This window comes from Oricola sp. (assembly GCF_022763245.1).
Lineage (GTDB): Bacteria > Pseudomonadota > Alphaproteobacteria > Rhizobiales > Rhizobiaceae > Oricola.
Genome location: NZ_JALEGV010000009.1, coordinates 1 through 13,454, shown reverse-complemented (window position 1 = coordinate 13,454; position 13,454 = coordinate 1). Strand labels below are relative to the sequence as shown.

Annotated in this window: 10 protein-coding genes and 1 pseudogene; 6 read left to right on the top strand and 5 right to left on the bottom strand. The window is 64.7% G+C overall.

What is annotated here, in order from left to right:
* Positions 1-5 precede the first annotated feature (5 nt).
* From MRY80_RS02350 to MRY80_RS02340, 3 genes are read right to left on the bottom strand one after another with little or no spacing between them, the layout of a single operon-like run.
* Positions 6-1,391, bottom strand: coding sequence for an FAD-linked oxidase C-terminal domain-containing protein (locus MRY80_RS02350; RefSeq protein WP_293287545.1), 1,386 nt, complete (start codon positions 1,389-1,391; stop codon positions 6-8).
* A complete protein-coding gene (locus MRY80_RS02345) occupies positions 1,388-3,037 on the bottom strand; it encodes a thiamine pyrophosphate-requiring protein (RefSeq protein ID WP_293287544.1) in 1,650 nt (549 codons plus the stop codon). The genes MRY80_RS02350 and MRY80_RS02345 overlap by 4 nt, the downstream gene beginning before the upstream one ends.
* Positions 3,038-3,078: 41 nt before the next feature.
* On the bottom strand, positions 3,079-4,323 hold the full coding sequence (locus tag MRY80_RS02340; protein WP_293287542.1) for an alpha-hydroxy acid oxidase: 1,245 nt from the start codon (positions 4,321-4,323) through the stop codon (positions 3,079-3,081).
* A 278-nt stretch (positions 4,324-4,601) separates the two neighbouring features.
* Here MRY80_RS02340 and MRY80_RS02335 point away from each other — a divergent pair, with 278 nt between their 5' ends.
* From MRY80_RS02335 to MRY80_RS02315, 5 genes are all read left to right on the top strand, one after another.
* Entirely contained in the window at positions 4,602-5,621 is a 1,020-nt protein-coding gene (locus tag MRY80_RS02335) for a TRAP transporter substrate-binding protein (RefSeq protein WP_293287539.1), read from the top strand.
* Positions 5,622-5,733: 112 nt separating this feature from the next.
* Positions 5,734-6,753: a TRAP transporter substrate-binding protein gene (locus tag MRY80_RS02330; protein WP_293287536.1), complete on the top strand. Its 1,020-nt coding sequence runs from the start codon at positions 5,734-5,736 to the stop codon at positions 6,751-6,753.
* 75 nt (positions 6,754-6,828) lie between these two features.
* The gene (locus MRY80_RS02325) at positions 6,829-7,341 is read left to right on the top strand and encodes a TRAP transporter small permease (protein WP_293287535.1); all 513 of its coding nucleotides are present in this window, start codon (positions 6,829-6,831) and stop codon (positions 7,339-7,341) included.
* Position 7,342: 1 nt separating this feature from the next.
* A complete protein-coding gene (locus MRY80_RS02320; protein ID WP_293287533.1) occupies positions 7,343-8,638 on the top strand; it encodes a TRAP transporter permease in 1,296 nt (431 codons plus the stop codon).
* 9 nt (positions 8,639-8,647) lie between these two features.
* A complete protein-coding gene (locus MRY80_RS02315) occupies positions 8,648-9,106 on the top strand; it encodes a DUF3237 domain-containing protein (RefSeq protein WP_293287531.1) in 459 nt (152 codons plus the stop codon).
* 66 nt (positions 9,107-9,172) lie between these two features.
* Here the strand turns inward: MRY80_RS02315 and mdlC are convergent, their stop codons facing one another.
* Complete coding sequence (gene mdlC, locus MRY80_RS02310) at positions 9,173-12,247, bottom strand: benzoylformate decarboxylase (RefSeq protein ID WP_293287529.1); 3,075 nt, start codon at positions 12,245-12,247, stop codon at positions 9,173-9,175.
* Between the two features lie 109 nt (positions 12,248-12,356).
* On the opposite strand from mdlC, the gene MRY80_RS02305 reads away from it, so the two are divergent.
* Positions 12,357-13,277 carry a LysR family transcriptional regulator gene (locus MRY80_RS02305; RefSeq protein WP_293287527.1) on the top strand — a complete coding sequence of 307 codons (921 nt, stop codon included), beginning with the start codon at positions 12,357-12,359 and terminating at the stop codon, positions 13,275-13,277.
* 1 nt (position 13,278) lies between these two features.
* On the opposite strand, the pseudogene MRY80_RS02300 reads toward MRY80_RS02305, so the two are convergent.
* A pseudogene (locus MRY80_RS02300) lies at positions 13,279-13,454 on the bottom strand (3-oxoadipyl-CoA thiolase); the annotation flags it as partial.

The window sequence follows — 13,454 nt, the reverse complement described above, 5'->3', positions numbered from 1 at the left end:
GCCGCTCAGCCCTCCTGCCCCATCTTGCCGGGATTCATGATCCCGGCGGGATCCAGCGCCGCCTTGATGCGCTTCATCACATCGACCGCGTCGCCATGTTCACGGCGCAGGAACTTCAGCTTGCCGACGCCGATTCCATGCTCGCCGCTCGCCGTGCCGCCGATGGCGAGCGCCCGTTCGACAAGGCGATCGCCGAGCCGTTCGGCCTCGGCCAGTTCCTCTTTGGATTCCGGGTGGATCAGATAGGCGGTGTGATAATTGCCGTCGCCGACATGGCCGATGATCTGCCCTTTCAGGAAGGAAGCGTCGATATCCTCGCGCGCTGCCGCGATGCTCTCTGCCAGTCGCGAGATCGGCACGCAGATGTCGCCCGTGTAGAGTTCGCAGCCGGGCCGCTGCGCCTTCGTGGCCCAGTAGAGGTCGTGGCGGGCCTGCCACAGCTTCGCCCGCTCGTCGGCATTGTCGGTCCACTGGAAGTCCTCGCCGCCATGACCGTCAACGATCCCGCGCACGATTTCGGCCTGTTCCGCGACCCAATTCGGAGTGCCGTGGAACTCGTAGAAGAGCGTCGGCGCGACCTTCATGTCGAGACCGGAATAGGCGTTGACCCCGGCGATCGCCACCGGGTCAAGGAATTCCACGCGCGCCACCGGCACCCCGTATTGCACGGTCTCGATCACCGAGTTCACGGCGCTGGCGACGTCGGGAAAGGCGCAAACCGCCGACGACACCGCCTCCGGGATCGGATGCAGCCTGACCGTCAGTTCGGTGATCACGCCGAGCGTGCCCTCCGCGCCGACGAAGAGATGCGTCAGGTCGTAGCCGGTCGAGGATTTGCGCGCCTGGCTGCCCGTATGGATCGCCGTACCGTCCGGCGTCACGACCCTCAGCGCCATGACATTGTCGCGCATCGTGCCGTAGCGCACCGCCGTCGTGCCGCTGCCGCGCGTCGACGCCATGCCGCCGAGCGAGGCGTCGGCGCCCGGATCGACTGAGAACATCAGGCCGGTCGCCCGCAATTCCTCGTTCAACTGCTTGCGGGTCACGCCGGACTGCACGATAGCCAGCCCGTCCTCGGGGCGGATTTCGACAATCCGGTTCATCTCGCGTGTGTTGATGGTGATCCCGCCGCGCACCGGTATGGTGTGCCCTTCCATCGAGGATCCCGCACCGAACGGCACGACCGGCAGGCCATGCGTCGCGCAGGCCCGAACGATCGCCACCACCTCGTCCTCGTCGCGCGGAAACGCCACCGCGTCAGGCATGCTCGGCGCCATCCACGACGTGTCATGGCTATGGTGCTCGCGCACGGCCCCCGACGTCACCAGGCGGTCGCCGAGGATCGGCTTCAATGTGTCGATGACGGCGGCGGCGGTCTGCGTGTCGCTCATGGGTATCCCTTCGGCATGATGCGCGAGGCGTCGATTTCCTTGCAGGTGATGAATTCGAGAAGCGCCGGAACGCCCTCCTCGGTCTTGGCGATGCCGCGCCGGATCGCGGCGCCGATTTCGGCGGGATCGGTCACGCGCTCGCCATAGCCGCCAAGCGCCGTTGCGAAATCGGCATAGTGACCGGAGATGTCGGTTGCACGGTATTTCTCAGTCGACACCTTCATGATGGGCAATTCCATCGCCATCGAGAAATTGTTGAGCAGGATCGACAGGATGGGAATGCGATCGCGCGCAGCGGTCTCGAAATCCATGCCGGTGAAGCCGATCGCCGCATCGCCCCACACATTGATGCAGAGCTTGTCGGGGCAAGCGAGCTTCGCGCCCATAGCGAGACCAAGCCCGTAGCCGAGCTGGGTGGACTTGCCCCACCCGATATAGGAGAGCGGCGTCACCGACTTCCAGAATGGCGAGAGCTGGTCGCGCGGGCTGCCCGCGTCGTGGGTGATGATCGTATTGGCCACATCCACGGTCTTCTGCAGGTCCCACAGCACGCGATACGGCGAGAGCGGCGCCTGGTTCGACGTCAGCTTCGGCATCCAGATCTTCAGCCATTCCGCGCGAACCTGGGCGATCTCGTCGCTGAAATAGGTCCACGAGCGGCGCTGGACGCCTCGCGCCCGGATTTCCGCCAGCATCGCGTCCAGCGTGAGCGCGGCGTCGCCGACCAGGCCGATCTCGCAGCCGTAATCCTTGTTGATATGGTCCGCGTCGAGCGTGGCATGGATTACACGCTTCGGCGCCTTCGGCATCTGCACGCCGAAGGCGGTCTCGGTGAAGGAGCAGCCGATGCCGAAGATCACGTCGGCCTCGTCGAGGAAGTGCCGGATCGTCATCGGGATCGCCGCGCCGCCAGACCCCAGCGCCAGCGCGTGGTCCTCGGGAAACGCGCTCTTGCCCTCAAGGCTGGTCGAGACCGGAATGCCGAGGTGTTCGGCGAGCTCCTTCAGCTGCGGCCAGGCCTGCGCATAATGGATGCCCTGGCCCGCATAGATCACCGGGCGCTTGGCGGCCAGCAGAAGGTCCACGGCCTTCTTCACCGCCTCCGGATCGGGTCCGCTACGCGTCGAAACGACGGGGCGGTAATCCAGCGGCTCCGGCACTTCCTCGTCCCAGATGTCATTGGGAATCTCGACCAGCACGGGGCCGCCGCGACCGTTGCGCAGGCGCGAGAAAGCCCGGCGCATGATGTTGACCAGTTCGCGCGCGTCGTTGACCGGCTCGGCCGATTTTGTGACGTCGCGCATCGAAACAGTCGAATTGAAATTCGGATCGATATGCGCCTGGCGACGCGCATAGCCACCCGGCATGACGAGAACAGGCACCGATTCCGCGTAAGCCTGCGCGACCGCACCGTAGGAGTTTTCCACTCCCGGCCCGGACTGGCAGACGAACACGCCGATCTTCTTGCCCGACGTCATGCGCGAAATCGCGTCCGCCATGTGCAGCCCGGTTCGCTCCTGACGCACGATGATCGTGCGAATGTCGGCGACGGCCGCATGTTCCAGAACATGATTGACGGGATAGCCAATCACCACCTCGATCCCTTCCCTTTTCAGGATCTCGGCAATCGCATCTCCAAACTTCATCCAACTCGTCCCTGTTACGCGTACACTTTTGTATTTTTGTCCTACTTACCGGATGCGTCTTTCGATCCGGTTTCCGCCGCGCGGAAATCTTCCGATTTCCATGCGCCGGGATGGCGGACCGCGAGTTCGCGGGCACCGGCGACCGTCCTCGCACCGGTCTGGGCGAGTCCGATCCGCAATTCCTCCATCAAGGTCGCGATGACATGGCGGGCGCCGTCCTCGCCGAGCGCGGCAAGGCCGAGCATGAAGGCGCGCCCCGCCATCACGCCGTTGGCTCCCAGCGCGAGAGCTTTCAGCACGTCCGTTCCCGACATGAACCCGCCATCGATGAGGATCGTCGGCTCGGCGCCGACGGCGGACCGGATCGCCGGCAGCACGTCGATCGGCGCCGGCGCCGGATCGAACTGCCGGCCGCCATGGTTGGAGACGATCACCCCGTCCAGTCCGAGCGCGACCGCCTTTTCGGCGTCGCCCGGATGCATGACGCCCTTGACCACCATCGCGTGCGGCCAGGCGTCGCGAAACCGTGCAAGCACCTCCCATGTGACGCCGGCGCCGGGCCGGCCGGCGGCGACGAAAGCATCGACCTCGGCCTTGCCAGCGCCCTGGCGACAATAGTGAGCGAAATTGCCGAATCTCGGCATCCCGGCCCGCGCGACCGCCGCCAGCCACTGCGGCCGCATCACTGCGGCAACGGCCATGGCCGGCGTGATCCGCATGGGCATGGCGATGCCGTTGCGCATGTCACGCACGCGGCGCGCGGGCGCCGGGATGTCAAGCGTCACGGCAAGCACGCGCGCTCCCGCCTCACGCGCACGGTCGATCAGATCGAAGCTGGTCGCGTGATCGTTGGCGGCGAAGCCGTAGAGCTGGAACCAGAACCTCTCGCCCGCGACCGTCGAGACGCGCTCGATTGAATCGGCGGCCATCGAACTCATCATGTAGCCGATGCCGGCCTCGCGTGCCGCTGCGGCAAGCAATTGCGACGCGCCGGGCCAGATGGCTCCGTCCATCCCGATCGGACTGATGGCAAGCGGTGCGGCGTACCGTCGGCCGAACAGCTCGGCGGCGGTGTCGGTCGTGGAGAGGTCGATGCCGTAGCGCGGCACGATCTCGACCGACCTCAAGGCGTCGATATTGCGCCGGCACGACAGCTCCTCGCCCGTGCCGCCTTGCAGATAGTCGAAGAGAAAGGCCGGAATCCGGCCGCGTGCCTTCGCCTCGAGTTCACCGAGAACCGGGTAACGCGTTCTCCATTCCGCCAATCGCGCGGCATCCGCCGACATTCGCTTCTCCTCCCCTGGGGCGGCTCCCCCTCGCCGCTTTCCCTCAAATCCCGGGACTGCATACGATGTATGCATTTCCAGGTCCATCACCATTTGACGACGTTCTTCACAAGCGTGGGGAGACAATCGCAACGGATCTGGCGTCCGATCGCCATCTCTACAATGATCAGCCTAATGAACCCTTGTCGTGCGGAGTTTTCTATGATGATACTTAACAAGCGCTGCCAGGAGGAGGCCGCCGCGAAAACGCGAGCGCCAAGGCACGCAAGGGAGAGATCATGTATACAAAGACGTTGACAGCCGTTGCCTTCGCCCTGGGAATGGCAAGTTCGGTTTCCGCAGCCGAAGTGGAGTTGAGCCTCGCCCATTGGGTGCCCGGCACCCATCCGCTTCAAACGCTCGGCATGGAGCCGTGGATCGAATCGATGAAAGAGGCGTCCGGCGGACGAATCAATGTCACGATCTATCCGGCCCAGCAGCTCGGCGCCGCCGCCGACCACTACGACATGGCGCGCGACGGCATTTCCGACATCAGCTTCATCAACCCCGGCTATCAGCCGGGCCGTTTCCCGATCATGTCCGCCGCAGAGCTGCCGTTCAATTTCGCCAACGCCAAGGGCGGCGTGCGTGGCCTGACTGAGTGGTACAAGCAATACGCCGAAGAGGAGATGAGCGACGTCTACTTCTGCATGGCGATCTCGCACGACCCGGGCACGATGCACGGCAAGGACAAGATCCTTGTTCCCGAGGACATCAAGGGCAAGACCGTTCGTCCGGCCAACGCGACCGAGGCCCGCTTCGTGAACCTGCTGGGCGGCGCGTCGGTGCAGGTCCCCGCCCCCGCCATGCGCGAGGCGCTCGCCAAGGGCACTGCGGACATTACCCAATCGCCCTGGGAATCGCTCTACATTTTCGGAGCCGATTCGCTGGTCAAGCATCACCTCGACATGCCGTTCTACGCCTCGATCAACGTCTTCGTGATCAACAAGGGCGTTCTGGAAGGCATGGCGACCGAGGACCGGCAGGTCATCGAGGATCACTGCACCCCGGAATGGGCTGAGAAGATGTCTTCGGGCTGGGCTGACGTCGAAGCGGCCGGCCGCGACAAGATCGCCGCCGATCCGGAGCACACGCTGCACACCCCGAACGCCGAGCAGGTGAAGATGTGGCAGGACGCTGCGGCACCGCTGACGGATGAGTGGAAGAAGACCATCTCCGACATGGGCAAGGATCCCGATCCGATCCTCAACGGGCTGATTGACGCGCTCAAGAAATACGATTCCTATTACGGTGGGTAATTAAGGCGATCACCCGCCTGCCTGAAGACACGGCCCAACGCGTCGATCCGATGCGTTGGGCCTTGAGTGAATGGACTCCGGACGAACCGGAGACGAGTGAGGAGGAAATCACATGAAACGTATTCTGATGGCTGCCGTGGCGAGCTGCGCTCTGATGACAGGCGCGACACAGGCCGCGGAAGTGGAACTGGCGCTGTCGCACTGGGTTCCCGCCACGCACCCGCTTCAGCCTTCCGGCATGGAGCCCTGGGCTGAATCGATCAAGGAAGCCTCGGGCGGACGGATCGAAATCACGATCTATCCGTCCCAGCAGCTCGGCGCCGCACCGGACCACTACGACATGGCGCGCGACGGCATCGTCGACATCGGCTTCATCAATCCGGGCTACCAGCCGGGCCGTTTCCCGATCATCGCGGCCGCGGAACTGCCGTTCCACATCTCCAACGCCAAGGGCGGCTCGCGCGCAGTGCATGAGTGGTACCAGCAATATGCCGAGCAGGAGATGAGCGACGTCTATGTCTGCCTCGTGCACCTCCACGATCCGGGCACGCTGCACGGCAAGACCGGCCCGCTCGCCGTGCCGGCCGACTTCGCCGGCAAGAACATCCGTCCCGCCCACGGCACCCTCGCCCGCGCGGTGAACCTGATGGGCGGCGCGTCCGTGCAGGTGCCGGCCCCGGCGATGCGCGAAGCGCTCGCCAAGGGAACGGCCGACGTGACGGCCTCGCCCTGGGGCTCGCTGTTCGTCTTCGGCGCACAGGATCTGGTGACCCATCACCTCGACATCCCGCTCTATGTCACGAGCTTCGCCTTCGTCATGAACAAGGCCAAGATCGACGGCCTGGCGCCGGAAGACCGCAAGGTCATCGACGATCACTGCACGCCGGAATGGTCCGAGAAGATGGCATCCGGATGGGCCGACGCCGAAGCGAGTGGCCGCCAGAAGATCGCCGACATGGAAGGCCACACGCTCTACGCGCCCGACGACGCTCAGCTCGCTCTCTGGAAAGAGACGATGGCGCCGCTGACCGGCGAGTGGAAAGCGTCCGCGGCCGAAGCGGGCATCGACGCCGATGCCGCCTATGACAGTCTCGTCGAGACGCTGAAGAAGTACGACGCCTACGTGGAGTAAGCGGCGGCGCAAGCCAACTTGGAGGCAGGCGCACGAGCGCCTGCCTCTCCCTTCTCAAACAAGAACCAAGACACAATGATCCGCGCTCTCGAAACATTCTGCCAGTGGGTTGAAGTCCTTGCTGGCCTCCTCCTGGGGATATGCACGATCCTCGTCTGCGCCTCCGCGGTCGGACGGTATCTGTTTGCCTGGCCCATTCCCGACGCCTTCGACATCTCGCGCCTGCTGATCGGGGCCTGCATCATGTGGGGCTTCGCATCCGTCGGCTATCGCGGCGGCCACATCAAGGTCGATCTCTTCGCCGAAATGATGTCGCCCACGGTCCGCCGTATCGTCGACGTTTTCGCCTGGGCCATGCTCCTCTTCTTCGTCACCCTCTTGACCTGGAAGATGTTCGACCGCGTGGAAAGTGCGATGCGCAGCAACGAGGCGACCTTCGACCTGCGTATTTCCGTATGGCCCCTGATGAGCATCATCTGGGCCGGAACGGCGGCAACCATGGTGACCGTCGTCATGCGGCTCTACCTGATCGCGACGGGACGCGGTGAGTTGGAACACGCTGAAAACAGCGAATTCGGGGACGAGTGAAATGGCGCATGGTGATTGGATCGCCCTGGCGGGCTTTGTCGCCCTTTTCACGATGATCGCACTGCGCGTGCCGATCGGCGTGGCCATGGGTCTTGTCGGCGTCTTCGGTTTCGCCTCAATTCGCGGCATCAACCCCGCGCTCAACCTGCTTGCCTCCTCGCCGATCCGCGTGGTGGGTGACTTCAATCTGACGCTGGTGCCCTTCTTCATCTTGATGGGGATCTTCGCCACCAATTCGGGCATGTCGCGCGAACTCTTCAGGGCCGGCAACGCCTGGCTCGGCTCTTTCCGCGGCGGCCTGGCGCTGTCGACCATCGCCGCTTGCGCGGGCTTTGCCGCGATCTGCGGATCGACGGTCGCGACGGCGGCCACCATGACGAAGGTCGCCCTGCCCGAAATGCGCCGCTTCGGATACCGCGACGAGACCGCATCGGGTGTGATCGCGGCCGGCGGCACGCTCGGAATCCTGATCCCGCCTTCGGTCGTGCTGGTGGTTTACGCCTACATCACCGAAAACGACGTCGGCCAATTGTTCATGGCGGGCATCCTGCCCGGCATCCTTGCCATGGTCATGTACATGGCGACCGTGCTGATCGGCCACCGCAAGGGCCTTCCGGAAGGCAAGCCGTTCGACATTCGTGAAGGCTTCGCCTCGCTGTCCGGCATCTGGGCGGTGATGCTGCTGTTCATCGCGGTGATCGGCGCCATCTATCTCGGCGTCACCACGCCCACCGAAGCCGCTGCCGTCGGCGCTTTCCTGACCATGGTGATCGGCATAGTGCGCGGACGGCTCAACGTGCGCACGATCATCGAGAGCCTGACCGAGGCCCTGCGCACCTCCGTGGCGGTCTACACGATCCTAATCGGTGCGGTTCTCTTCGGCTACTTCCTCGCCATCACCCAGTCCCCGCAGAAGCTGACCAACGTGCTCATCGCGTTCGATCTCGGCCCCTACGGGACGCTGGCGCTGATCCTGGGATTGTTCGTCGTCGCCGGCTGCATCCTCGATTCCATGGCGATGATCATCCTGCTTGTGCCGATCGTCTATCCGGTCATCATCCAGCTTGGCTTCGATCCGATCTGGTTCGGCATCATCATCGTCATGACCGCGGAACTCGGCCTGATCACGCCGCCGGTCGGCATCAACGTCTTCGTCATCAACACGATCGCGAAGGACGTGAAACTGACGACGATCTTCAAGGGCGTCATCCCATTCATCGTCTCCGACCTGTTCCGGCTGGCGATCCTGGTGATGTTCCCCGGCATCGTTCTGCTGCTGCCGATGACCATGAGATAGGAGGGGGCGATGCAACCACCCGCACTGCGCCCGCTCTGCGTCATCACCGCCGAACTCGCCCCGCCTATGGAAAAAGGCGCGGCGCCCGGCGGGTTCGGGCGCATCATCCCGATCATCGGCGGCACCGTGGAAGGCGAGCGCCTAAGCGGCAAGGTGCTCAACCTGGGCGCCGACTGGCAGACGGTCTTCGATGAGGGCTATGCCGAACTCGACACCCGCTATGCGATCGAGACCCATGACGGCGCCTTGATCGACGTGCGCAATTTCGGCTTCCGCCACGGCCCGGCAGACGTTCTGGCCCGCCTCGCGGCCGGCGAGGACGTCGATCCCGCCCTCTACTACATGCGCACCCAACCGCGCCTGCAGACGGGCGATCCGCGTTATGCCTGGCTCAATCGCACCGTGTTCGTCGGCACCGGCGAACGCCACGCCAGTTCCGTGCGCATCGGACTGTTCGAAGTTCTCTAATCAGCCACAACGAAAAACCGCCGGAAAATCCGGCGGTTTTCACATTCACTCACGAAGGCTTTCGCGTCAGCCGAAATGAATCGTCTTGGTCTCGATGTAGTTGTCGAGGCCTTCAGGACCGCCTTCACGTCCCATGCCGGATTGCTTGAACCCGCCGAAGGGATGCTTCGGATCGACGATCATGCCGTTGACCGTCACGCTGCCGGTGCGCATGCGCCGCGCCATCGCGTAACCACGCTCCGGATTGGACGTGAACACCGCGCCGCTCAGGCCGTAGGCGGAATCATTGGCCTTGCGCGCCGCATCTTCCTCGTCCGTGTAGCTGATGATGGAGACAACCGGGCCGAAGATCTCTTCCTGCGCGATCTTCATGGACGGATCCACATCGACGAACACGGTCGGCTCGACGAAATAGCCCTTGTCCAGACCTGCCGGCCGGCCACCGCCACAGGCGATCGTCGCGCCCTCTTCGCGGCCGGCGGCGATGTAGCCCTGCACCCGCTCGAGCTGGCGCGCCATCGTCAGCGGCCCCATCTGGGTTGCCGGGTCGAACGGGTCGCCGACCTTGATGTTCTTCACCGCGCCGACATACATGTCGACGAATTCCTGCTTGCGCGATTCCGGCACCAGGATGCGGGTCAGCGAGAAGCAGACCTGACCAGTGATCGGCATCGAATACATCATCAGCGGCATCATCGCGGCGGAGAAATCCGCATCGTCGAGAAGCACGGCAGCCGACTTGCCGCCCAGTTCCAGGCTGACACGGGCCAGCCTGTCGGAACAGGCCGCGGCAATCTTCTTGCCGGCGATGGTGGAGCCGGTGAAGGCGACCTTGTCGACATCGGTGTGACGCACCAGGTAGTCGCCGCTTTCACGTCCCGCCGGAACGAGGTTGAAGACGCCCTTGGGAAGGCCGGCCTTCTCGATGCATTCGGCCAGCATGTAGGCTTCCAGCGGCGTCTCCGGAGACGGCTTGGCGACCATCGTGCAGCCTGCGGCGAGGCCGGCGGCGATCTTGTAGGACAGCAGCACCAGCGGCGCGTTCCACGGCGTGATCGCCGCGCAGACGCCGACCGGCTCCTTCACCACCTTCACCTTGCCGCCGTCGTCGCGGCTACGATCGTCGACGAAGGGATAGGTCTCGATCAGGTCGGCGTAGTAGTTGAACAGCGTCGGGTTCTGGCCCACCAGCTTCTTGGTCAGCATGATCGGCGCACCGACCTGCAGGGTCCAGGCGTGGGCGATGTCGTCGAGCCGCTCCGTCAGCAGCGCAGCGACCTTGCGCAGATATCCGGCGCGCTCGGCCGGCGACATGCGCGGCCAGGGACCGTAGTCGAAGGCGTCGCGGGCAGCCGCGACCGCGCGATCCATGTCGGCGGTGCTCGCCTCGGGATAGCGCATCACCAGCTCTTCGGTCACAGGCGAAATCACCTCGAGCGTCGAGTTGGAAAGCGGATCGACCCACTCGCCACCGATGAAGAATTTCGCCGGTCCGACCGACGCGGTTTCGTTTTGAACCATGACATTCATTGCAGATTCCTCCTCTGACAGAATGACCTCAAGCAAACGCGGCCCCTTTTGCCGCAGCATAGTTTCCAGGCTGGACGAAAGTTTGGTGCCGTCGTCGCAGCGCTCCGCGCGGCAGCCCTGCGCCTCGGCGACCGCCACGAAATCCATGTGGCCGATCTCCACCCCATCGACGCGACTGCCTTGCGCGGCCATACCTTTCAAAGCGGCATAGCCGCCATTGTTGAGAATGATGACCAGAAGATCGGCGTCGTGTTCGACAGCCGACCACAGCGCCTGGATGGCGTAGAGGCTGGAGCCGTCGCCGAGAATCGCGATCACCGGCTCGCTCGGTCCCGTGAGCGCGGCTCCGACCGATGCCGGAAGCGCGTAGCCGAGACCGCCGCTCGCCGTGGCGAGAAATCCTCGCGGGCGCTCGATCGGGAAATGATCGTGCAAGGCTCCGCGCGCGGTCGGCGCTTCCTCGACGATGATGCTGTCGGGCGACCGCAGATCGGCGAGCACCTGATACAGCAAGCCGGGCGTGATGTTCCTGGTCACCGGCAGGCGCTTAATCCTGCGTGCGGGCAGGTCCGCGCGCTTGTCGCGCGCCGCGATCCGCTGAACCAGACCCTTCGCGGCCACGCGAATGTTGGAACGGACGGCCGATCCGACGATCGCGCCGGCGATCTGCTGCGGATCGTCGGTGATCAGGCAGAGTTCGGAACCCTCCGGGATGTGCCGGCCGCTGCCCGGGAAATGATAGGTGAAGACCGGGCCGCCCAGCACCAGGATGTAGTCCGCGCCTTCCAGCGCCCGGCATACGTCCGGCTGGCGCGCCGGAAGGAAACCGGCGAACAACGGATGCCGCTCCGGAAAGCTGCACCGGGCAGACAGCGGCGCAACCCACACCTTCGCCTGCAGGCGCTCGGCAAGACGCACGGTCTCGTCCCAGGCGTCATCGATATCGACGCCGGGACCGACGACGATCACCGGTGCGCGCGCCGCATCGAGTTTCGACGCTACGGCGTCCAGCGCGCCCGCATCGCAACCGAGTACGGTATGCACCGAGCGCTGCGCGATCTCGCCGGCCGGCTTGTCCCAGTCGCTGAGCGGAACGGAAACGAGGACAGGCCCGCGCGGCGCCTGCATCGCCATGTGATAGGCGCGTGCGATCGCGGCGGGAACGTCTTCGGCCCTCGCCGGCTCGATCGCCCATTTTACATAGGGCTTCGGCAGTTCGATCGGGCTCTCGTTGAAAAGGAACGGATCATGCGGCAGCAGGTCGCGTGTCTGCTGGCCGGTCGTCACGATCAGCGGCGCGCGGTTTCTGAACGCGGTATAGAGATTGCCCATCGCATGGCCGAGCCCGGCCGCTGAATGCAGATTGACGAATGCTGCGTTGCCGGTCACCTGCGCATAGGCGTCTGCCATCGCGACGACGATGGATTCCTGCAGCCCGAGCACATAGGAGAACCCGTCGGGCAGATCGACGAACATCGGCAATTCGGTGGAGCCGGGATTGCCGAAGACGCGGTCGATCCCCTGCTCGCGCAAGTATTCAAACACGGCCTCGGCCACCGTCAGGGCGCCAAGCCGGGTTCCGGACCCGAAGTCCGTTGACATGGTGTTCATGTATCCTCCCTGGGCACACGCCCCGAACTGAGCGGAACGATACGCGATCTTCGCAAATAAAGTCCTGACATGGAATTGAAGAAGATTCGCAAAGCCATTACAAAATCGCATGACTTTGGGAGTAAGATCCGCCGCCGTGATCCTCGAATGCGCCCGCCGCGGCAGTCTCGGCGGGGCAGCGGCCGCGCTGAACATGACGCAGCCCGCGGTCACACGCATGCTCAAGCGGCTTGAGGAAAGCTATGGCGTGGCCCTGTTCCACCGCACCACGCGCGGCGTCGAGCCGACGGTCTTCGGCGAGGCGCTGCTGCCCTATGCCAAGCTGATCGTCTCGGAGATCGGCAACGCCGACGACGTCATCCGCCAGATGCGCGGCGCGAGCCGCGGCGTCGTTCGCATCGGCGGCGTCGGCAGCGTGGTCGGCGGCTTCGTCATGGCGGCCGTCGGCATGATGCGCGAGGAGCACCCTGAGGTGCAGTTCAGTGTCGTCGAGGATCTGGAAGACCGCGTGCTGGACGCGCTGAAGGACGGCCGGATCGACATCGCCATCTCGCCCGAACCCTATATCGACGACGAGATCACGCTGGCGACACCGGAACCGATGCACGACCTCGTCGCCGTGTTCTGCCGCGCCGGCCATCCCGTTCTCGACAGGCCCGAACTGACGCTTCTGGACGCAGCCCGCCTCGATTGGGTGTTGCCGCCGGACGCCACCCCGACGGTGCGCGAGTGGCAGCGACGCTTCCACGCCCGCTCGATAGATCCCAAGGCTCCGGTGGTGGTCTCGCGCTCGGTCCAGGTGGTCAAATCCGCCGTCCTGGCCGGCGATCTCCTGTGCTGGATGCCCCTGCCCCTGATGCGCTCCGAGATGGAGCGTGGCGAGATCGCCCAGGTCTGCGCCCCGGAACTGGAATGGCGCCGCACCTTCCGCATCTACCGGCGCAAGAAAGGCCTCCTGACCCCGTCCGCCGCCATCCTGATCGACCGCCTCCGCCGCACCAGCGAGGCCTGGTCGCACGAGGTGCGTTAGCTCACACCGCCTCGATGGCGATGGCGATGCCCTGGCCGACGCCGATGCACATGGTGGCGAGCGCGCGCTTGGCGCCGCGAGCCTGCAGCTCCAGCGCCGCCGTGCCGGTGATGCGCGCGCCCGACATGCCGAGCGGATGGCCCAGCGCGATCGCGCCGCCATTCGGATTGACGTGCT